The 20,337-nt window shown below is 42.6% G+C and carries 18 protein-coding genes; 13 read left to right on the plus strand and 5 right to left on the minus strand.

Annotated features, from left to right (window positions below; all coding sequences use genetic code 11):
* Positions 1 to 6: 6 nt before the first annotated feature.
* From AB9K32_RS08595 to tsaB, 10 genes are all read left to right on the plus strand, one after another.
* Positions 7 to 219: a hypothetical protein gene (locus AB9K32_RS08595; protein WP_224835434.1), complete on the plus strand. Its 213-nt coding sequence runs from the start codon at positions 7 to 9 to the stop codon at positions 217 to 219.
* A 104-nt stretch (positions 220 to 323) separates the two neighbouring features.
* Positions 324 to 1,568 (plus strand): ABC transporter permease, encoded by a 1,245-nt coding sequence (locus tag AB9K32_RS08600; RefSeq protein ID WP_338193270.1) that lies wholly within the window; start codon positions 324 to 326, stop codon positions 1,566 to 1,568.
* Between the two features lie 14 nt (positions 1,569 to 1,582).
* Positions 1,583 to 2,839, plus strand: a complete 1,257-nt coding sequence (locus tag AB9K32_RS08605) for an ABC transporter permease (protein ID WP_369884950.1) — start codon at positions 1,583 to 1,585, stop codon at positions 2,837 to 2,839.
* Between the two features lie 35 nt (positions 2,840 to 2,874).
* Positions 2,875 to 3,975 (plus strand): efflux RND transporter periplasmic adaptor subunit, encoded by a 1,101-nt coding sequence (locus tag AB9K32_RS08610; protein WP_252078998.1) that lies wholly within the window; start codon positions 2,875 to 2,877, stop codon positions 3,973 to 3,975.
* A gap of 108 nt (positions 3,976 to 4,083) precedes the next feature.
* Positions 4,084 to 4,785: an ABC transporter ATP-binding protein gene (locus AB9K32_RS08615; RefSeq protein WP_224835430.1), complete on the plus strand. Its 702-nt coding sequence runs from the start codon at positions 4,084 to 4,086 to the stop codon at positions 4,783 to 4,785.
* Positions 4,778 to 6,007: an ABC transporter permease gene (locus AB9K32_RS08620; protein ID WP_224835429.1), complete on the plus strand. Its 1,230-nt coding sequence runs from the start codon at positions 4,778 to 4,780 to the stop codon at positions 6,005 to 6,007. The genes AB9K32_RS08615 and AB9K32_RS08620 overlap by 8 nt, the downstream gene beginning before the upstream one ends.
* Positions 6,008 to 6,066: 59 nt before the next feature.
* The gene (locus tag AB9K32_RS08625) at positions 6,067 to 7,266 is read left to right on the plus strand and encodes an ABC transporter permease (protein WP_262902805.1); all 1,200 of its coding nucleotides are present in this window, start codon (positions 6,067 to 6,069) and stop codon (positions 7,264 to 7,266) included.
* Between the two features lie 37 nt (positions 7,267 to 7,303).
* The gene (locus AB9K32_RS08630) at positions 7,304 to 8,422 is read left to right on the plus strand and encodes an efflux RND transporter periplasmic adaptor subunit (RefSeq protein ID WP_224835427.1); all 1,119 of its coding nucleotides are present in this window, start codon (positions 7,304 to 7,306) and stop codon (positions 8,420 to 8,422) included.
* Between the two features lie 43 nt (positions 8,423 to 8,465).
* Positions 8,466 to 9,815, plus strand: coding sequence for a TolC family protein (locus AB9K32_RS08635; protein ID WP_338193274.1), 1,350 nt, complete (start codon positions 8,466 to 8,468; stop codon positions 9,813 to 9,815).
* A 16-nt stretch (positions 9,816 to 9,831) separates the two neighbouring features.
* Positions 9,832 to 10,515 carry a tRNA (adenosine(37)-N6)-threonylcarbamoyltransferase complex dimerization subunit type 1 TsaB gene (gene tsaB / locus AB9K32_RS08640; protein ID WP_369884951.1) on the plus strand — a complete coding sequence of 228 codons (684 nt, stop codon included), beginning with the start codon at positions 9,832 to 9,834 and terminating at the stop codon, positions 10,513 to 10,515.
* Here tsaB and AB9K32_RS08645 read toward each other — a convergent pair whose 3' ends face one another.
* The 4 genes from AB9K32_RS08645 to AB9K32_RS08660 form a co-directional block, all read right to left on the minus strand.
* On the minus strand, positions 10,516 to 11,343 hold the full coding sequence (locus tag AB9K32_RS08645) for a mechanosensitive ion channel family protein (RefSeq protein WP_224835424.1): 828 nt from the start codon (positions 11,341 to 11,343) through the stop codon (positions 10,516 to 10,518).
* Positions 11,344 to 11,414: 71 nt separating this feature from the next.
* Positions 11,415 to 13,460 carry a thioredoxin domain-containing protein gene (locus AB9K32_RS08650; protein WP_369884952.1) on the minus strand — a complete coding sequence of 682 codons (2,046 nt, stop codon included), beginning with the start codon at positions 13,458 to 13,460 and terminating at the stop codon, positions 11,415 to 11,417.
* A 136-nt stretch (positions 13,461 to 13,596) separates the two neighbouring features.
* Entirely contained in the window at positions 13,597 to 13,797 is a 201-nt protein-coding gene (locus AB9K32_RS08655; RefSeq protein ID WP_224835422.1) for a dodecin family protein, read from the minus strand.
* A 72-nt stretch (positions 13,798 to 13,869) separates the two neighbouring features.
* Positions 13,870 to 14,766, minus strand: a complete 897-nt coding sequence (locus AB9K32_RS08660; protein WP_369884953.1) for a NifU family protein — start codon at positions 14,764 to 14,766, stop codon at positions 13,870 to 13,872.
* Positions 14,767 to 14,891: 125 nt separating this feature from the next.
* On the opposite strand from AB9K32_RS08660, the gene AB9K32_RS08665 reads away from it, so the two are divergent.
* Complete coding sequence (locus tag AB9K32_RS08665; protein ID WP_369884954.1) at positions 14,892 to 15,887, plus strand: type IX secretion system membrane protein PorP/SprF; 996 nt, start codon at positions 14,892 to 14,894, stop codon at positions 15,885 to 15,887.
* An 86-nt stretch (positions 15,888 to 15,973) separates the two neighbouring features.
* Here AB9K32_RS08665 and AB9K32_RS08670 read toward each other — a convergent pair whose 3' ends face one another.
* Positions 15,974 to 17,146 carry a VWA domain-containing protein gene (locus AB9K32_RS08670; RefSeq protein WP_369884955.1) on the minus strand — a complete coding sequence of 391 codons (1,173 nt, stop codon included), beginning with the start codon at positions 17,144 to 17,146 and terminating at the stop codon, positions 15,974 to 15,976.
* A 198-nt stretch (positions 17,147 to 17,344) separates the two neighbouring features.
* On the opposite strand from AB9K32_RS08670, the gene AB9K32_RS08675 reads away from it, so the two are divergent.
* Both AB9K32_RS08675 and AB9K32_RS08680 read left to right on the plus strand, forming a co-directional pair.
* On the plus strand, positions 17,345 to 19,558 hold the full coding sequence (locus tag AB9K32_RS08675) for a histidine kinase (RefSeq protein ID WP_369884956.1): 2,214 nt from the start codon (positions 17,345 to 17,347) through the stop codon (positions 19,556 to 19,558).
* Positions 19,558 to 20,289 carry a LytTR family DNA-binding domain-containing protein gene (locus tag AB9K32_RS08680; protein ID WP_338193279.1) on the plus strand — a complete coding sequence of 244 codons (732 nt, stop codon included), beginning with the start codon at positions 19,558 to 19,560 and terminating at the stop codon, positions 20,287 to 20,289. The genes AB9K32_RS08675 and AB9K32_RS08680 overlap by 1 nt, the downstream gene beginning before the upstream one ends.
* The last annotated feature ends 48 nt before the right edge of the window (positions 20,290 to 20,337 follow it).

The following is a 20,337-nucleotide window of genomic DNA, read 5'->3' on the forward strand; positions in this document are numbered from 1 at the left end:
ATTTCCATGAAAACCAAACTACTTGTCTTACTCCTGGTTATGATCGTTTTTCCAACCGTTACAGAGGCGCAATGTGCTATGTGCAGGGCCGTAGTGGAAAGCGAATCGGATGGGAAAACGGCCGAAGCAATCAATAATGGTATTGTTTACCTTATGGCGGTTCCCTATATTTTGGTGGCAAGTCTCTTTTATTTTATCTATAGAAAAATGAGGAGTTGATCCCTCGTGCGCACGCTTTTTTTACTTGAAACTGTAACAATTGGCCCTTTTGATTGTCTTATTGATGTACCATAGGTAACTCATCAATCAAAAATAGCTGACCCATGTTCGACTTGGAAAGGTGGCAAGAGATATTTGACACCATACGAAAGAACAAACTTCGCACATTTTTAACCGGACTTTCCGTAGCCTCCGGTATTTTTATTTTGGTAATATTATTGGGTTTTGGCCAAGGTATGAGGAACGGTATCGAACACGAGTTCAAAGAGGATGCCTCTACCAGTGTTTGGGTGTGGCCCGGTGTTACCTCCAAAGAGTACAAAGGCCTAAATCCCGGAAGACGAATTCAACTGGTTAATGAAAACTATACACGGGCGAGTGCCATGTTCAAGGATGAGCTGGAGTATGGGTCCTCACGAATTTTTGTGCGCGGGGTAAGTGTCAACTACGGTAAGGAAGCATTGATCTATGGTGTCCAGGGAGTGGCGTCGGATTTTCAGTTTATAGAAAATGCGGATATGGTAGAAGGGCGGTTCATTAATTACCAAGACGAAGTTTCCAACGGCAAAGTAGCCATCATCGGCAAAAAAATCAAAACAGATGTTTTTGGAGCGGTAGATACCCCAATAGGTGAGTTTATCGATATCTCCGGTATACCTTTTAAAGTAATCGGGGTGTACAGGGAAATGGAAGATCGAGAAGAAGAACGTATCTATATCCCTATAACAACAGCTCAAAGAACTTTTAATGGAGGCAATCGGGTAAACAACATGGCATTTACCTTGCCCGCTGTCGAGAATTTTGATGAGGCAGTGGCCCAAGCGATTGATTTTAAAAACGGACTTAGTGCCTATCTGCAACAATCCCATACCATTGCTCCGGACGATACTGGCGCCATAGAGGTATGGAGTGCTATGGAAGAGGCCAAACGATATTATGGGCTTACCAATAATATTAAACTGTTCTTTTGGTTTGTGGGCGTATGTACCATAATCGCAGGAGTAGTCGGTGTAAGCAATATCATGATGATTGTTGTAAAAGAGCGAACCCGGGAAATTGGAATTAGAAAAGCATTGGGGGCCAAACCATGGTCCATAATCGCTATGATCTTGCACGAAGCCATATTTGTAACCGCAATTTCAGGATTTGGAGGGCTTATTTTTAGTATGGCACTATTGGAAATAGTTGGACCAAATATAGAAGTGGATTACATTTTGAATCCATCCGTAAACTTCAACGTGGCCTTTTCCACAGTTATCGTACTGATAGTCGCCGGTACTTTGGCTGGGTTTATTCCGGCCTACAGAGCAGCAAAAGTTAAAGTAATCGAATCTCTTAGAGATGAATAATACACATTGCCTAAATGTTCAATAAAGATAGATGGCGGGAAATTATCGAGGTGCTCACCTCCAATGTGTGGCGCACCATATTCACGGCATTTGGTGTATGTTGGGGCATATTTATCCTTATAGTGCTGTTGGCTGCGGGCAAAGGCCTGGAAAATGGCATAAAACAGGATTTTGGGAACATTGCCACGAACACCATGTTTATGTGGACACGTGCCACGACCAAAGGTTATGAAGGACTCCCGAAAGGTCGAAGATTTGAATTTAAAATTGATGATGTTCAGGCCATTCGGGACAATGTTCCCGACCTCAGGTTTATTTCTCCCAGAAACCAATTGGGCGGTTTTGGGGGCAACAATAATGTGGTCCGAGGAATCCGAACAGGAGCCTATAATGTTTATGGCGATTATCCAGAAATCATCAATCAAGACCCAATGGCCGTAACCTCCGGACGCTTTTTAAATTACAACGACATCAACGAAAAAAGAAAGGTGGCCATTATAGGGCAGGGTGTAAAAAACGATCTGTATGATAAAGATGAAGATGCGATTGGTACCTATATTAAAATACAAGGGGTCAATTTTATGGTGATAGGCACTTATAAAAAAAGTAATAGTGGAGGGGGCGAAGAAGGCCAAAAAGAAATATTTGTGCCCTTTACCTCCTTTTCCCAAGCATTTAATCGTGGAGAGGATGTGGGTTGGATGGCCATTACGGCAAACGATGGTAGTTCCATTTCTCAACTTAAGGACAAAATTGTAGCTGAGATGAAGAAACGCCATAAAGTACACCCCGAAGATACCCGTGCTGTGGGCTATTTTGATTTGTACGAGCAATATAATCGTGTGGAGAGCTTGTTCGGAGCATTAAAGGCTGTTGCCTACATCGTCGGAATTATGGTGTTGTTGTCCGGAATAATCGGGGTGAGCAATATTATGCTGATCGTGGTCAAAGAACGCACCAAGGAAATCGGGATACGCAGGGCTTTGGGCGAACAGCCATGGTCCATAAAAAAGCAAATTTTGATGGAATCCATATTTCTGACCCTTATTTCGGGAATGGTAGGGATTATTTTTGGTTCACTGGTCATTTTTGGAATCAATTCCCTGTTGGACAATGTAGGTCCCGTGGATATGTTTATGAGTCCCAGCGTAAGTGTGGGCGTGGTAAGCGGAGCGTTGACCATATTAATGGTCTCAGGGCTTTTGGCAGGTTTCATTCCAGCTCAGAGTGCCATACGGGTAAGGCCCATAGAAGCCTTGCGAACGGAATAAAAAGTTAAAAGAATCAATCAATAACATAAATTAAAATGAAAAAATCGGTAACCATTGTCATCTTGTTGCTCATCGTAATTGTATTCGGTGGCTCCATGTATTACCTATACCAGAAAAATGCCGAGGACCCGGTAGTATATCAGACAGAAACCCCTTCCACACAGACCATTGTAAAAAAAGCAGTGGCCACTGGCAGCATTCTTCCTTTGGAAGAAGTGTTGATCAAACCGAATATTTCCGGAGTAATAGAGGAAATATATGTTGAGGGCGGCGATTATGTAAAATCCGGAGATCTTTTGGCCAAAATTAAGGTAGTACCCAATCTCTCTGCCTTGAACGATGCCCGAAACGGAATAGATGAAGCCAAGATCAATCTGGATGATCAAAAACGAAATTATGAGCGTCAGTCCACCTTATTTGGCAAAGGCGTAATTTCTAAAACAGATCTCGAAAGAGCACAGGTTTCCTATGATCAGGCCAAACAAGCCTATGCGGCTGCCAATAAAAGGTTCGATATAGTTAAAACAGGAACCACGAGCGGTCTAAGCAGTTCGGCAAATACCATGATCCGGGCCACGGTGAGCGGAATGGTCCTGGAGGTTCCCGTAGAGGTCGGTAATCAAGTAATCGAAAGCAATACCTTTAACGAGGGAACCACAATCGCAGCAATCGCCGATGTGGATAAAATGATATTTGAAGGAAAAGTGGACGAATCCGAAGTCGGGAAAATTAAAGAGAACCTACCATTGGAAATCACTGTGGGAGCAATAGAGAACAAGGTTTTTGATGCTGTTTTGGATTATATTGCCCCTAAGGGCAAGGAGGAAAATGGTGCAATTCAGTTTGAGATCAAAGGAACCCTTAAAAAAAGCGACACAGTATTTATAAGGGCCGGCCTAAGTGCCAACGCTTCCATTATTTTGGCCAAGGCCGATAGTGTATTGGCGCTAAAAGAAGCCTTGGTACAGTTTGATGGAGACACTAAAAAACCATTTGTGGAGGTGGAAACCGCCGACCAACAATTTGAAAGGAAGGATGTGGAACTTGGTGTGAGCGATGGCATTTTTGTAGAGGTTAAGTCAGGGGTAACAGCTGCCGATAAGGTAAAAGTTTGGAACGCATTGGTAGAAGAATAAAGGGCATGGACGGGCTAAATCAAAAAAAAGTAAAAAATCCTGTAACAATTTAACAACATTTCTGTCTTACATACAGAGGTAAAAGTAAGATAGCTAACATCACCAATCATGATAGAAATCAAAGATCTTCATAAATCCTATAAAATGGGGAGCAACTCCCTTCATGTTTTAAAAGGGATAAACTTTAAAGTAGAAGAAGGGGAGCTAGTGGCCATTATGGGGTCTTCAGGATCTGGAAAATCAACTTTGTTGAACATTTTAGGAATGTTGGACGGTGCTGATTCTGGTGAGTATACCTTGGATGGTGTGCCGATCAAAAACCTGAGCGAGACCAAAGCGGCGCAATACCGGAACAAATTTTTAGGATTTATCTTCCAGTCGTTCAACTTGATCAATTACAAAAGTGCCGTAGAGAATGTAGCTCTTCCACTATACTACCAAAAAGTTCCGAGAAAAGAACGTCAGGAAAAGGCCATGAAATATTTGGAACGAGTAGGTCTAAAGCCATGGGCGGGACACTTGCCCAGCGAACTTTCCGGTGGACAAAAACAAAGAGTGGCCATTGCACGTGCCATGGCTGCCGAGCCAAAGGTACTATTGGCAGATGAGCCGACCGGAGCCTTGGACAGTAAAACTTCTTATGAGGTAATGGATCTTATTCAAAAGATCAACGATGATGGAAATACCATTCTGGTCGTTACCCACGAAGAGGATATTGCACATATGTGCAAACGTATTGTACACCTTAAAGATGGTGTTATTGTAGAGGACAAGAAAATAGAACAAGTAAGAGCGGAGCAATATGTTTGATCGCGATATTTGGCAGGAAATATTCAATACGCTAAAAACCAATAAGCTTAGAACCTTTTTAACCGGTTTTTCGGTAGGGTGGGCCATATTTATCTTGGTTATGCTCCTGGCTTCGGTAAACGGTATGCAGAATGGATTTGTGGGCCAGTTCAATGATGATGCCACCAACTCAATATTTGTGCGCCCCGGAACGACTTCCAAAGCATACGGCGGGTTCGAGGCCGGAAGACGTATCCAGTTAAAAAATGACGACCTGGAATACATAAAGCAAAGCTTTCCAAAGGACATAGAATACATCAGTGCAAGATATTTTTCCAATACCACGGCAAGATATAAAAGCGAAACAGGTTCATATTCGGTGCAGGCTACCCACCCGGATCACCAAGCCATAGAAAAAACCGTAATTGTTGCCGGTAGATATATTAATGAGGCAGACGTGGTCAATAAGGCCAAGGTTGCCGTAATCGGACGAAAAGTTGCCGAAGACCTTTTTGATAAAGAAGATCCATTGGGGAAGTTTGTGGAATTCAATGGTTTGCCGTTTAGGGTAATCGGAATTTTTACAGATGATGGTGACGATAATGCCGAAAGGAGGATCTATGCTCCGGTGAGCACATACCAACGGATCTATGGAAATACGAACCATATTAACATGATCGCCCTTACCTATAATCCAACATACGATTTGTCCAAAGCACTCGAGTTTTCAGGTAGGCTAGAGGATTTAATGAAGCGACGGCATAAAATAGATCCAGAGGACCAAGCAGGTCTATATGTTTGGAACTATGCCCAAGCTTTTGATGATATCAGCAGTTTTACCGCAGTTTTAAAAGGGATCGGTATTGGGGTCGGATTTTTAATTTTGATCGCAGGTATCGTAGGTATCGGTAATATTATGGTGTTTACCATCAAAGAACGAACCAAAGAGATAGGTGTGCGAAAAGCCCTTGGGGCAAGGCCACGTCAAATTGTGAACTTGGTGTTGTTGGAGTCCGTTTTTATCACCGCAATTTCCGGCTTTGTAGGGCTGTTGTTCGCTTGGATGATTTTGGCAGCCTTGGGCCCCATGATAGAAACACCGGCCTTTAGTAATCCATCCGTAGAGCTTTCTACCGTGGTTACCGCCACCATTATTTTGATAATCGCAGGAGTATTGGCAGGTTTGCTACCCGCCATGAAAGCTGCAAATGTTAAACCCATTGTTGCACTAAGTGATAAATAGTTATGTGGTTATTTGATAGGGACTTGTGGATAGAAATTTTTCATACACTGAGCAAAAATATGTTCAGGACCTTCCTCACCATGCTCGGCGTAATTTTCGCGATGATCATCTTGGTGCTATTGTTGGGGTCGGCCAATGGTATGAGCAATGGTTTCAATAAATTGTTTGCCGGAACAGCATCGAACAGCTTGTTCGTTTGGGGCCAATCGACCTCCGAACCCTATAAGGGTTTTGAGCGTGGCCGTAGAATCCGATATAAGATCGAAGATGCCGATATCCTTAAAAAACAAATACCGGAAATAGAGGTGCTTGCACCACGTATTGAGCTGGGAAGCCATAGAGGCATAGTGACCGTATATAGGAACGGCCAGACCAGTGGTTCCGCTGTGTACGGTGATTATCCAGAAATAGACAACATCACCAAAAAGAAATTGGTGGAAGGGCGTTTTCTTAACCAAACCGATATAGATGGCTCAAAAAAAGTATGTGTAATCGGTGAGGAGACGTACAAACTTTTGTTCGACAAGGGTGAAAATGCCATAGGGCAGGATATTCGGATCAATGGCATATATTTTTCCGTAGTAGGAATCTACAAACCGAACAATAACATCAATATTGATGGTGAGAACGCTGTGTTTATTCCTTTCACCACCTTTCAAAAAGCATTTAACTCCGGAGATAGGATGGGGTGGATGGCCATAGCTGTTGAAGACAATACTCCGGTGGCATTTGTAGAAAAGCAGATAAAGGACATCCTTAAGGCTAAGTATGACATACACCCGGACGATGAACGGGCCATAGGCAGTTTCGATATGTCCGAAATATTCAATAACATAACAGCTTTTACCACGGTATTGAAAGGTTTTTCATTTTTCGTGGGAATATTTACCCTATTGGCCGGGGTGATCGCCATTAGCAATATCCTTTTGATCACTGTCAAGGAACGTACACAAGAAATAGGGGTAAGGCGAGCTTTGGGAGCTACCCCAGTAATCGTAAAACGTCAGATTGTTGTGGAGGCCATAGTATTGACCGCCTTTGCAGGTCTGGTCGGATTTGCCATTTCTGTCGGGATATTATCACTGTTGGATGCGATGTTCGGCAGTGGTGACGACTTTCCGTTCGTAAAACCAATGATCAGTGTGCCACAATTTGTCATATCATTTGTTTTAATGGTGGGACTTAGCGTGCTCATTGGATTGTTGCCGGCCAATAGAGCCGTAAAAATCAGGCCGATCGAAGCATTAAGAGAAGAATAAATCAATACAATTAAATAACGAAATCAAATAAACAAGAATGAACAAGTATGTAAAATACGCATTGATAGGGGTAGTGGTCATAGGTATTTTGGCCGCTGTAGTCTACTTTTTAAAGCAGAACAGTACTCCTGTAGAGCTGTATAAAACCGAAACAGCAGAAAAGAAGGACATTGTAAATAAAGTCATCGTAACCGGAAAAGTAATTCCTGAGGACGAGATCAATATCAAACCTCAAATTTCGGGAATTATAGATAAGATCCTTTTGGAAGAAGGTATGCGGGTAAAATCCGGTGATCTGATCGCGGTGATCAAAGTGGTTCCCAACGAGCAATCCCTAAATCAAGCGGCAGGGAGGGTCCGTAATGCGGAATTGGCATTGAACAATGCCAAGTTGGAGTACGACCGTAACAAGACCTTGTTCGATAGGGGCGTGATCTCCAACCAAGATTACAACAACCTAAAGTTGACCTACGAGCAGGCCATGCAGGAATTAAAAAATGCGCAGGCCGATTATCAGATCATAAGAAAAGGTTCCGCCGGAGGTTCTGCCAGTGCAAATACCAATATTAGGGCCACCGTTTCGGGTACCATTCTTGAAATTCCCGTAAAAGAAGGTGATCAGGTAATCCAGAGCAACAATTTTAACGATGGTACCACGGTTGCCACCATTGCCGATATGAACAAAATGATCTTTGAAGGGGAAGTGGACGAGGCCGAGGTAGGAAAACTACATGTTGGAATGCCTTTGGAAATTAGCCTAGGTGCCTTGGAAGAACAAAAATTCGATGCCAAGCTCAAGTTTATAGCGCCCAAAGGCGTTGAGGAAGAAGGAGCCGTGCAATTTAAGATAGAAGGTGACCTCGACGTAAAGGAAAGTGACAGCACTTCTTATGTAAGAGCAGGATATAGTGCCAATGCATCAATAGTGCTGGAAGAAAAGAAAGATGTATTGTCCTTAAAAGAAGCTTTGTTGCAATTCGATAAAGAAACCGAAAAACCCTACGTGGAAGTAGAAGTGGGCGAAAATGAATTCGAGAGAAGGGATCTCGAGTTAGGGGTAAGCGATGGAATAGATGTCGAAATAGTTTCAGGTATTGGAGAGAATGATAAAATTAAAGTCTGGAACAAGCTTGAACGAAAATCTGACGAAGACTAAGTCATGCTGAGCCATCATTTTAACAACCAAAATCAAAAAACGAATGAAAAATAGCATAGCAATAGTTCTACTGTTGTTCACCGTAACCTTTTCCAGTGCCCAAGTTCGCAAATGGACACTACAGGAATGTGTTGAATATGCCGTAGAGAATAATTTGACCATAGAACAATTTGAATTGGATTTGGAGAATGCCCAAATTGATAGATCCGACGCTTTGGGAGATATGCTTCCGAACTTGAACGGCTCAATGTCCGCTTCGAGCAATACCGGATTTTCCATTAACCCAACCAACAACTTGCCAACGAACAGTACGGCGTTCAATGTAAATGCAGGATTTAGTTCCAACGTTACACTTTTTGATGGGTTAAGGAACATAAATAGGTTGAACAGGGCCAAGATGAATGCCATTGCCAACCAATACCGCTTGGATAATTTGAAGGACGACATACGTTTGAACGTTGCCAATGCCTACTTGCAGGTAGTTTCCAATAAAGAACAGCTCAAAACTTTTAAAGCACAGTATGCGGTCACCGAACAAGATATGAAGAGGACCAAGGAATTGGTGGAATCCGGTGTTTTGCCACGTGGGGACCTTTTGGAAATCGAGGCAACTGCGGCCAATCAGGAACAGCAGATAATCAACGGGGAAAGCTTGGTGCTGATCTCAAGGGTGAATTTGGCGCAATTGCTACAGATAACCGATTATGAAAACTTTGATATCGCAGAAGAACAATTCGATATTCCCCCTTCGGATATTTTAAAAAATTCACCAAAGGTAATTTTTGACAAGGCCATGAGCTTTAGAAACGATATCAAGTTCTCGGAGTCGAACGTGGAATTGGCAGAACAGGACCTAAAAATTGCCAAAGGTGCTTATTTACCGACTTTGTCCGGATTTTTCCAATATGGAACCCGGTATTCCGATGTAACCCAAATTCCAGATGGTAACGGGGTGCCTTATACTCCTAATTTTACCGATCAATTATGGATTTTTGATGGTATTAGTTATGGCGCCCAATTGAATGTTCCCATCTTTAATGGGTGGAGCGCCCGTAATAATGTGAAAAGATCTAAGATCAGCTTGGACAAAGCCAGGTTGCAATTCGAGCAGGATAAATTAGATCTGGAGAATACCATTCAACAGGCATATGTAGATGTGAATACCTTTGAGAAAGCTTACATCGCTGCCGAAAAAACACTGGAGGCCAGACGTTTGTCCTATGAGTATGCAAAAGAGCGCTACGATGTTGGTTTAATGAATGCTTTCGACTTTAGCCAAGCACAATCCAGAGTGGAAAATGCCCAGGCCAATGTAATTCGGACCAAGTACGATTATATTTTTCGATTGAAAATTTTGGAGTTTTACTTTGGTATACCGATTTCATTAAACTAGTATCTTTGTGGCCAATATGGCCACACTATTACATTTAGAAACAGCAACTACCAATTGTTCCGTTAGCATATCCAAGAATGATGAAATCTTGGTCTTAAAAGAGAACAATGCCGCGAACTATTCGCACTCGGAGCAACTGCATATATTTATAAAAGAAGCCTTGGAAGAGGCTTCTTTGTCTTTTTCCGACCTGGATGCCGTTGCGGTTAGCAAGGGCCCCGGCTCCTATACCGGACTCCGAATAGGCGTATCTGCCGCAAAGGGTATCTGTTTTTCGGTGGATATTCCACTTATTTCTATTCCCACCTTGCAAAGTATGGCCAATCAGGTTGATGTAAAGCCGGGCGAGTTGGTAATCCCCGTTCTCGATGCAAGACGAATGGAAGTTTACTCCTGCGTTTTTGACAACAACGACCAAGAAATCAGGGAAACTAGGGCAGAGATTATCGACGAGGATTCTTTTTCGGAGTTCGTAACTACGCAAAAAGTATATGTTGTGGGGAGTGGTGCCGAAAAAATAAAGGGTGTTTTGCAACACCCCAATTTTATTTTTGATACCACAGTAATACCTTCTTCCAAGGATATGGTCAAAATGGCGTTCAAAAAATTTGAAGCCGAACAGTTTGAGGATGTCGCCTATTTTGAGCCGTATTACCTCAAGGATTTTGTTCTCCAGCAAAAAAAGAAGAAAACTACTTGATTAATCTTCCAGTGCTTTGTGCATCACGCGTTGTGGGAACGGGATTTCGATGCCTGCCTCATCAAAACGGAGCTTGGTTTGCTCGATCACATAAAAATGTGCTGCCCAAAATACATCATTGTTGGCCCAGAAGCGTAGGCTTAGATCTACAGAACTATCGCCCAGGTTGCCAACATAGACCTCTGGAGCAGGTTCAGTATTGATATTTGGATTGTCGGCACATATTTGCAGCAGAATTTCCTTGGCCTGTTTAATATTGGAGCCATAACCGATGCCGACATCAAATTTGTCCCTGCGTGTATCTTCCATATTGTAGTTCACCACGTTTCCATTGGATAACTGCCCGTTCGGGATAATCGCAATTTGGTTGCCAAAAGTACTAAGCTTGGTGTTGAAGATGGATATTTCCTTTACGGTACCGTCCACCCCTTGGGCCGAAATAAAATCACCGACCTTAAAAGGTTTAAAAATCAATATAAGTACGCCCCCGGCAAAATTGGCCAGTGATCCTTGTAGGGCCAAGCCGATGGCAAGACCTGCCGCACCTACCAATGCGACCAAGGATGAGGTTTTTACCCCCAACTGTGTCACCACTAAAACAAAAACCAATGCTTTTAGGATAAGACTGATAAAACTCTGTAGAAAAGATTCCAAGGTTTCATCGTAATCCTTTTTGGCAAAAAAGCGGCGTACCATATTGTTCACCAGTCGTATAAACCAAAGTCCGATAAAAAAGATAACGATCGCCGTGATCAAGTTGGGTAAAATGCTTAAAGACCATTCAACGGCCTGATCTACGTAATGCTCGTAATTTTCTAATTGTTTCATATTGTTTTTTTAGTTGTGGTCAACCTAATCAATATCCAAAAGAAATAAAAGAAATGGTTTTTAAACAAATGTTAATGTTGCATGGTCTCGAACTGTTCCAGAACATCATCCGAGCTGGAAACCGGCAACTTACATGCGCCTTCAATGCAGACATAGGCGAGTGTTTTTCCGGGTACTGCCCGGTTTTTTAATAGGGAAATGGTTCCATCTTGTTGCGCCCCGATCAATATGCTGTTGGGAATGTAGACTTTGGCAATTTCTTGTGCCATGGTTTTGTGGTCGTTCCCCAAAATGGCGACCTCATAAAAACTTTGGTTAAGGAACAGGACCAAATGAAGCCAATTCGAAAAGCCTTGAGCCCTCCGGTCGAAGTCCTTTTGTATATTTTTAAGCATCTGTTTGGCGATTGTGCCATAATCCTCCTCCGGGTACAGTTTATGGAATTTGAACAGGTTGATCGCCATCATCGAATTGGAAGAGGATATTACATTATCATCGATTTCAATAGTTCTTCTGATCAGGGATAGGTCTTTGTCCGAAGTGTAAAAGAACATATTCGATTCTTTCTCCATAAAATGTGCAATGCTGTAATCGAGCAGATTTTTGGACAAGTTGAGCCACTTTTCATCAAAAGTTACCTCGTAGAGCGATAAGAATGCATCGATCACCGTGGCATAATCATCCAAAAAGGCATTAATGGTACTTTTTCCCTGTTTATGGTTTCTGTACATGGAGCCATCTGCCTTAATCATTTCCTGTTCAATAAATAGGGCATTTTTTATTGCTAATTGCAGGTACTCGTTTTCGTCCAAATAGCGATGGGCGTCTACCAATCCTTTTAGCATAAGCCCGTTCCACGAGGTCAGTATCTTGTCGTCCAACCTGGGTTTTGGGCGTTTCTCCCTTTCGGTTTTTAGCAATCGTAGGTTGTTTTTGATGTGTTTTCTCAGGCTATCTACCGGAATGTTGAACTTCTGCGCTATTTCCTCATCATTTTTATCCCTAATGAGCACATAATTATCTTCTTCCCAATATCCATAAGAATTAATATTGAAATAGGTTTGGAACACCTCAAAATGGTCGCCCAATAAATTCGAAAGCTCGTCCGCTGTCCAAACATAATAAGCACCTTCTTTCAAGGTGTTGTTTTTGTCCAAGCTGTCGGCGTCCAAGGAGGAATAGAAGCCGCCATTGCTGTCCAGGAGTTCTTCTTTGGCAAAAGTGATGGTCTCCGTAACCACATTTTTATACAATTCATTTTTGGTAACGGCGTAGGCTTTTGCATAAAGACTTGTCAATTGCCCATTATCGTACAACATTTTTTCAAAATGGGGTACATGCCATTTAGTGTCCACGGCATATCTGGAAAAACCACCGCCCACATGATCATAAATTCCACCGTAGGCCATTCGGGTCAATGTGGTGTCCACAAAATCCATGATATCCGATTTGTTGGTCGAAGTAGCATAATGAAGCAGAAAATCCCAATTGTTGGGCATCATAAACTTTGGGGCCCGTTTATGTCCGCCCAAAAAAGTATCAAAATATTGGGACCAGTTTTGCACGGCCACATCCAATTGCTCTAAGGTATAGTGTTCATTGTCCGTGCTGTTTTCCACGAGATTTATGGCTTGCAGGCCATTGGTAAGGTCCGTGGCATATTGTTCGATCCGTGGTTTGTCTTTTTTGTATAGTTCGGCAAGTTGCTCCAAAGATTTTATCCAATTGTCCTTGGGGACATAGGTGGCGCCCCAAAATGGTCGCCCATCTGGTAGGGCTACAATATTTAAAGGCCAACCGCCTTGACCGGAAATCATTTGAATGGCATCCATGTATATTTGATCCACGTCCGGGCGTTCTTCACGGTCTATTTTTATGTTGATGAAGTCCTTGTTCATAACCTTTGCCACGGATTCGTCCTCAAAACATTCTTTTTCCATCACATGGCACCAATGGCAAGCGGCGTAACCAATGCTGATAATAAGTAGTTTGTCTTCTTCTTTTGCCCTTTCCAGTACATCGGGGTGCCAAGCTTCCCAATTTACCGGGTTGTGCGCATGTTGCAAAAGGTAGGGACTTGTTTCGTTTATCAGGGCATTGGTATGTTTGTGCGTCACTTTTTCTAAGTTTTGTTTACAACCGACCGTTAGGATACTGAGTATTGTGTATAAGCACACTTTTTTGATCATAACATACAGTTGGGGTAAAAAAAATGCGTCCACCATTGGACGCATTTTCTGGAATTGAACGGTGTTACTTTACTTCGAAGGTAATTTTTACATTTACCCGATAGTCATCTATCTTTCCATCTTTTACCGTCGCGCTTTGTTCGTTGATGTAGATGGACCGGATATTTTTCACGGATTTGGAGGCTTGCTCCAATGCGTTGTGAGCGGCGTCTTCCCAACTTTTGCTGGAATTGGCCAATACTTCGATTACTTTTAATACTGCCATGGTCAATGTGTTTTTAATGTTTCCCTTCAATGTAATAAATTTTAACGGGAATATGGCAGGATCAACGCTTTATTATCTGTTAAGGGCCACTACTTCGCTTATTTTTTCGCCCATCATATTTTTTAGCATGGTCTCGATACCGTTTTTTAGGGTAAATGTGGATGATGGACATCCGCTGCAAGCTCCTTGCAGAATAACGCTTACGGTACCGGTCTCTTCCTCGTACGATTGAAAGAGAATATTACCGCCGTCGCTCGCAACGGCAGGTTTCACATATTCTTCTAAAATATCTATGATCTGCTGTGAGGTATCATCGTAATGGTTCTGTGTTGCGGTATTTTCGACCGTTTCTTTGGTTTTTTGAATCGCTTCCGCTGTTACTACGTCTTTCCCATCTGCCAAATAATCCCTGATAAACTCGCGTAGCTGCATATTGATCTCCTCCCAATCGGCAACGTCGTATTTGGTAACGGAAACATAGTTCTCGTCCATGAACACTTCTTTTACAAATGGTAGGTGGAAAAGTTCCATGGCCAATGGGGAATCTTTGGCTTCATCAATATTCTTGAACTCGTATGTGCTGGGTACGATTCGTTTATTGGAAACAAATTTCATCACCGCAGGGTTGGGGGTAACCTCGGCATAAACGGTAATGGGCTGTTTCTTTTTTACTTCGTCCTCGTTCACAATGGGTTCTCCGGCGTTGAGGTATTCCACCAATTGTTGGGCCACCTCATCCTTTACGTCGTCCCATTCCACAATATCAAAACGTTCCATGGCAACAAAATTGCTGGCTATGTAAACGGTTTTAACAAATGGAAGGTAGAAAAGTTGTTGTGCCAAAGGAGAACTTTTGGCTTCATCAATGTTTTTATATTCGTAGTTGCCCTTCACCAAAAAATGGTTCGCTTCCATTTTAATTATCTTGGGATTGTTGGTGGGAACAACAGTAATGTTATATTCTTTCATGTTGAATCTTTCCTGCAAAAATACCAATAGTTGGGATGTGTGACAAAATATTATAATAATGTGTGAAGCATACCGTTATCTTATTGTTTTATTGCATTGAACAACCATTTAGCCCCGACCGTCACATGAGACGTATCTTAACCTCGATCATCGTTGCCCTGTTATTTGGGTCCGCAGCCAAGGCACAGGAAGGAATTCCGGTGTATTTTGATTACTTGGCGGATAATTATTATTTGGTATACCCGTCCATGGCAGGGATCGCAGAGGGCACTAAAATTCGGTTGACAGCAAGAAAACAGTGGTTCAATGTGGACGAAGCTCCTAGCTTACAAACCTTGAACATCAACTCCAGAATAGGCGAACGCAGCGGAATCGGGGGTATACTCTTCAACGATTCCAACGGTTACCATTCACAAACAGGATTTAAGGGTACCTATGCCCACCACTTACAATTGGGAGGTGATTTTAGAACTTTAAACCAATTGTCCTTTGGATTGAGTGCCGGTGTTATTTTGAGTAGTTTGGACGAAAGTGAGTTTAGGTCCGTAATTCCAGACCCCATTGTAACCGGGGTTAAGAATACCACTAGCTATTTTAACGTGGATTTGGGCGTTTCCTATAATTTATTGGAGTTTTATGCCCATGCAGCCGTCCTTAACCTTTTGGGAAGCGGGCGAGACCTGTACACGGCCGCAGAGTTCGATAATTTACGCCGTTATTTGTTTTCTGTAGGGTATGTTTTTGGAAGAAACACAAGGGTAGAGCCCTCTGTTTTGTTTCAGATGACAGATTTTACTAAAGAGAAGACCGTGGATTTCAACGCCAAAGTATATAGGGATGTTAGCTTTGGAACCGTATGGGCGGGATTGTCCTATCGTCGTAGTTTTAATGGGGCCCAATTCCAGACCAATGGTCAGTTCGGCGAACAACGGTTACAGTTGTTTACCCCGATCGTGGGAGTAAATGTGAACAGGTTTATGTTCTCCTATAATTATTCGTACCAATCGGGAGATATCCGTTTTGATAATGGTGGATTTCATCAGATTACATTGGGGTACGATTTTGGGCAAAGTGATCAGGGCAAACGCTACGATTGTTATTGTCCGGCCGCCAACAATTAATATTCTATACAATTATTTAAAAGGGAACTCGAGCACGGCCAAGTTAAAAACCCACCGCACCCGAATTTTGATCTATACATGTGTATCTAATTGTTCCAAGTAAAGTTTTTCTTCGAAGCTTGTGCTTTTATGGCCGATAGCATGGCATTTTCCAGTTCACCTTTTTCGTTCTTTTGGTTTTTGGCGATATAGGCCTCGCGTTTCGCGTTGAGTTCTTGTATCTGTTTTTGGATTTTTTCCCTTTCTTGTTTCTTTTCCTTTACGAAATTTTTTATCTCGCTTTCCGATTTTCCCTGAAGTTCCTTGGGTAAGTCCTTTTCCTTGATTTGAGTGAGTACGGTGGCGTCTTCCTCGGCTGCATCGACCAGGTCCCAACTTGAATTTTGGTACAGTCTGGAGCTTTTGCTTACCGCTCGTTTTACAACCACGACTTCTTCAAGTTCTGCGGCATTGGCATCTTGCACGGACTGAAGCTCTTTCTTTTGTCTGCCCATGGTCCCATAAGAAACATAAGTGCTGTTCAACTTGGAGTTCAGTTTAATTATGATGTCATCATAAGGGGTCTCGATATGAACGACCTGCCTGTTGTGGTCAATGGCCATATATTCACCACCGGTCAATGTGGCGCCATTCTTCCACATGGAGGAAATCCCTTGCTCATAATTCCCACAAAATATGGTGTTCACTATAATGTCCTTCTCCTTGGCATTTAAAGCCGCATCCTTATAATCCAACTTTCCTTGGGTAAAAGGTTCGTTTCCAGCAATGAATATCATTTTTAGATCATCGGCATTTTTGCCCCAATCCAATTGTTTTAAGGATGTGTGGATAACCTCTCCACAATATTCCTCACCTCCATTAGTGGTCAGGGAAAACAGTTTTTCCGAAATCTCATCAAGATCCTTGCTAAACCCTAGTACCTGTCGTATGTATCCTTCGTGGGACGATAGGTTGTCGTTCCCATACTCATATAGGGCTATTTGTAGCGATGGCCTAAGATCTGTACCACATTTGGCATGGGTAAATTCGTTTACAATATCCCACAGTTGGGCTTTAGCCTGATTGATCAATCCATCCATACTATTGCTGGTGTCCAAAAGCAGGGCAATTTTTACAAATTGTTCGGAAGGCTTTTCCTCGGTAAACTCGGTATATAAAGTGATTTTTTCGTTGCTGTGCGCTTTAAGGTTGCAACCGTAGCTGGTTCCAGTCGCCCCTATCAATATCGCTGTTGCAAAAAGGTGTTTAATATGTTTCATAAGGCAATAATTTTTAAAGTTGATGTAAATGTATGTGCCTCTGTTATCAGAAAAAATCAGGATTGAGTAAAACAAAGGTGCCAATGAGTAATTAAGGCCGTTGGCTTAGTAACCTTGGATAAATAGGAGGTGTTTGGGCCAATTTCGGTACTTGTCCATTTTTTAAAATGCTTGGGAAGCAGTAAGTTTACCTTGGTTATGGTTCGAAAAGCATACATATTATTGGTTCTTGTAATGACCACCTTTGTTGGTATGTCCCAAGTTGGCAACAATAGCGTTGAGTTCCAGTTACAGGGGTCCGTGAAGGGCAAGGAGAATTACGAACCTATTTCCGGGGTACAGGTATCCACGGACAAGGGAGCGTTTACGCGGACCAATGCTTTGGGCGAGTTCAAAATAAGAGCGTCCGTTGGCGATATGTTGATCATACAAGGGCCGGAATTGCAAACGGTACGCCACATAATAAAGTCGGAAGAGGATATCGATGTATTGGTAGAGGGATATGGGAGTGCGATTGATACCAAAAGCAAGAAACGGGAAGTTTCCGGTGCAAGAAAAAGTTTAATGGAACATCAACGTTTTTTGGATTCTGCCAATTTTTACAAAAAAACCGACCTTGAGAAAAGTATCGATTTTGTAGCTAGTTCCATGGAGCTTTTGGGCAGTGCCGGCAATAAGCGTGAGCTTTCCATGTCCTTGCGCATGCTGGGAGAAATATACACCTACCACGGTCAATACGACCTGGCGATTACCAATTTTAAAGATGCTTTAGCGGCCCAGGAAACCAACAAAACCAAAATACTATTGGGCAAAACCTATGTACAGAACGGCAACAATGCCGGTGCCATGGAGGTGTTGGAACCATTGGTAGAGGTTAAGAACATGGTTCCCTATCAGCGCATTGAGCTTTTAGAGGCTTTGGGGGACGCCAACAAGGCCAGCAACAATCTAAAAAGAGCCCAAGATTACTACAAGGAAGGACTGTTGATCGCAAAGAAGAACCAGATTTCTCCAAAGGAGATCGATTTAAATTCTAAAATTGCGGATGTATTTGCCAGTGAAGATAAGCTGATCGAAGCCGAAGGGTTTTATCAAAACTCCTTGGACCTTTCCAGGGAAGTGGCGCCGGAAAGATTGATCCAGGAGAGTGAAAAAGTGGCGGATTTTTACAATCAAAAGAACCGCTTCGAGGACGAGATACAGTTGCGAAAACAAAATCTGAGCGAGCTGGAGCAGATGCCCCGATCTAGTCGTGCCACGGATAAAAAAGGTGCGGTAAAGGACACGATCACCTCCCAACGCATCAACTACAAAATTGCAAACGCCTACATTGCCCAGGACAAACTGGACGAAGCCATTCCGTATTTGGAGAAAAGTATAGTGGAAGCCAACAGGGACGATGATTTGGTGGTGCAAAAAGATGCCACGCGAACCTTGTCCGAAGTGTATCGCAACAAGGGCGAGTATAACAAAGCTCTGGAATCGTATCAAGATTATGTGGCCGTGGTGGATAGCCTGTATGTTCGAAAGGAACAAGAAATAGCGAGTGCGGCACAGTTTAACAGGGAAATAGCCAATACCCAAAACCGTATTTCCAGTTTGGAACAGGAGCGGGAACTCAACCAGAGTAAATATAGCTTGGCCGTAACCGAACAGCAATTGTACGAGGAGACCAGCAAGCGCCAAAAATGGATCATTTACTCTTTGATTTTCGGTATTGCCCTTATGGCGCTCACCGCATATTTATATTACCGGAGCAACAAGCAACAAAAATTGGCCAATAATCTGCTGGCCTTAAAATCGTTGCGCACCCAAATGAACCCCCATTTTATTTTTAATGCCCTCAATTCCGTGAACAATTATATTGCCAAGAGCGATGAACGGAGTGCCAATCGTTTTCTAAGCGAGTTTTCCGTCCTTATGCGCAGTGTACTGGAAAATTCCGAAGAAGACTTTATCCCTTTGGCCAAGGAGTTACAGTTGCTGCAATTATATGTAAAGCTGGAACACTCCCGTTTTTCGGACAAGTTCTACTACGAGATCAATGTGGATCAGCACATCGATGTAGATGCTTTTCAAATACCCCCGATGCTATTGCAGCCCTATATAGAAAACGCGATTTGGCACGGATTGCGATACAAGGAGGAAAAGGGAATGTTGAAAATTGTATTACGACAGCTAACAAAGGATATGGTCGAAATACGAATAGAGGACAACGGGATCGGACGAAAAAAATCTGCGGAGCTAAAGACCACCAATCAAAAAAAGCAAAAATCCAAGGGGATGGGCAACATTCAAAAGCGAATCCAAATCTTGAACGATATGTACAAAAACCGGGTAGAGGTTTCCATTTCCGATCTGAACCAAGATAGAACGGGAACCAAAGTATCCCTTAAACTTAAAAAACAATAATGGATCTACGTGCGGTAATTGTAGAGGACGAAGCCAATAGTAGGGAAATCCTTCGGAACTACTTGTCCAAGTATTGTGAGGGAGTTCAGGTCTTGGGAGAAGCGGCAACCATTGAAGAGGGGTTGGAACAAATCAAAAAACATGTCCCAGATCTGGTCTTTTTGGATGTGGAAATGCCCTTTGGTAATGCCTTTGACCTGTTGGATAAAATCCCGGACCGCACTTTCGAAACCATTTTTGTTACCGCTTATAACCAATATGCCATGGATGCCCTGAACCATCATGCCGCCTATTATTTAATGAAGCCCATAAATATAGATGAGTTGATCAAGGCGGTGGACTATGTCCGTGGGGTCAAGGAGAAGGAAAATGCCTTGGAAGGAGAAGTGCTCCAAGCAAAATCCGATCATGTTTCAGGAAAGATCACCTTGCCGCAACAAGACGGGTTCCAAGTATTGGACGTATCTGACATTTATTTTTGTAAGGCGGACGACAATTACACCGAAATTTATCTCGAAAAGAAAAAGATCGTCATCAGTAAAACCTTAAAATATTTTGAGGAAGCGCTACGTCCCTATTCCTTTGCACGTATCCACAAATCATATTTGGTCAATGTATCCGAAGTGGTGCGGTACAAAAAAGGAAAGGGGGGCAGTGTGGTACTGTCCAATGGCAAGGAACTTTCTGTGTCCGCTTCCAAAAAAGCCGAACTTTTATCACATTTTAAATAAATAGGAGCAAAGAACACGGCCAAGTAGCGTTTCTTTGTTGTCAACTAA

The organism is Allomuricauda sp. XS_ASV26 (assembly GCF_041224615.1).
Classification (GTDB): domain Bacteria; phylum Bacteroidota; class Bacteroidia; order Flavobacteriales; family Flavobacteriaceae; genus Flagellimonas; species Flagellimonas alginolytica.

Coding starts and splice junctions, on each gene's coding strand:
- AB9K32_RS08605 (WP_369884950.1), top strand. CDS start 1,583: ATGTTCAATAAAGATAGATGGCGGGAAATTATCGAGGTGCTCACCTCC.
- AB9K32_RS08630 (WP_224835427.1), top strand. CDS start 7,304: ATGAACAAGTATGTAAAATACGCATTGATAGGGGTAGTGGTCATAGGT.
- AB9K32_RS08680 (WP_338193279.1), top strand. CDS start 19,558: ATGGATCTACGTGCGGTAATTGTAGAGGACGAAGCCAATAGTAGGGAA.
- AB9K32_RS08670 (WP_369884955.1), bottom strand. CDS start 17,146: ATGAAACATATTAAACACCTTTTTGCAACAGCGATATTGATAGGGGCG.
- AB9K32_RS08660 (WP_369884953.1), bottom strand. CDS start 14,766: ATGAAAGAATATAACATTACTGTTGTTCCCACCAACAATCCCAAGATA.
- AB9K32_RS08615 (WP_224835430.1), top strand. CDS start 4,084: ATGATAGAAATCAAAGATCTTCATAAATCCTATAAAATGGGGAGCAAC.
- AB9K32_RS08620 (WP_224835429.1), top strand. CDS start 4,778: ATGTTTGATCGCGATATTTGGCAGGAAATATTCAATACGCTAAAAACC.
- AB9K32_RS08675 (WP_369884956.1), top strand. CDS start 17,345: ATGGTTCGAAAAGCATACATATTATTGGTTCTTGTAATGACCACCTTT.
- AB9K32_RS08635 (WP_338193274.1), top strand. CDS start 8,466: ATGAAAAATAGCATAGCAATAGTTCTACTGTTGTTCACCGTAACCTTT.
- AB9K32_RS08610 (WP_252078998.1), top strand. CDS start 2,875: ATGAAAAAATCGGTAACCATTGTCATCTTGTTGCTCATCGTAATTGTA.
- AB9K32_RS08655 (WP_224835422.1), bottom strand. CDS start 13,797: ATGGCAGTATTAAAAGTAATCGAAGTATTGGCCAATTCCAGCAAAAGT.
- AB9K32_RS08645 (WP_224835424.1), bottom strand. CDS start 11,343: ATGAAACAATTAGAAAATTACGAGCATTACGTAGATCAGGCCGTTGAA.
- AB9K32_RS08665 (WP_369884954.1), top strand. CDS start 14,892: ATGAGACGTATCTTAACCTCGATCATCGTTGCCCTGTTATTTGGGTCC.
- AB9K32_RS08600 (WP_338193270.1), top strand. CDS start 324: ATGTTCGACTTGGAAAGGTGGCAAGAGATATTTGACACCATACGAAAG.
- AB9K32_RS08625 (WP_262902805.1), top strand. CDS start 6,067: ATGTTCAGGACCTTCCTCACCATGCTCGGCGTAATTTTCGCGATGATC.
- tsaB (WP_369884951.1), top strand. CDS start 9,832: ATGGCCACACTATTACATTTAGAAACAGCAACTACCAATTGTTCCGTT.
- AB9K32_RS08595 (WP_224835434.1), top strand. CDS start 7: ATGAAAACCAAACTACTTGTCTTACTCCTGGTTATGATCGTTTTTCCA.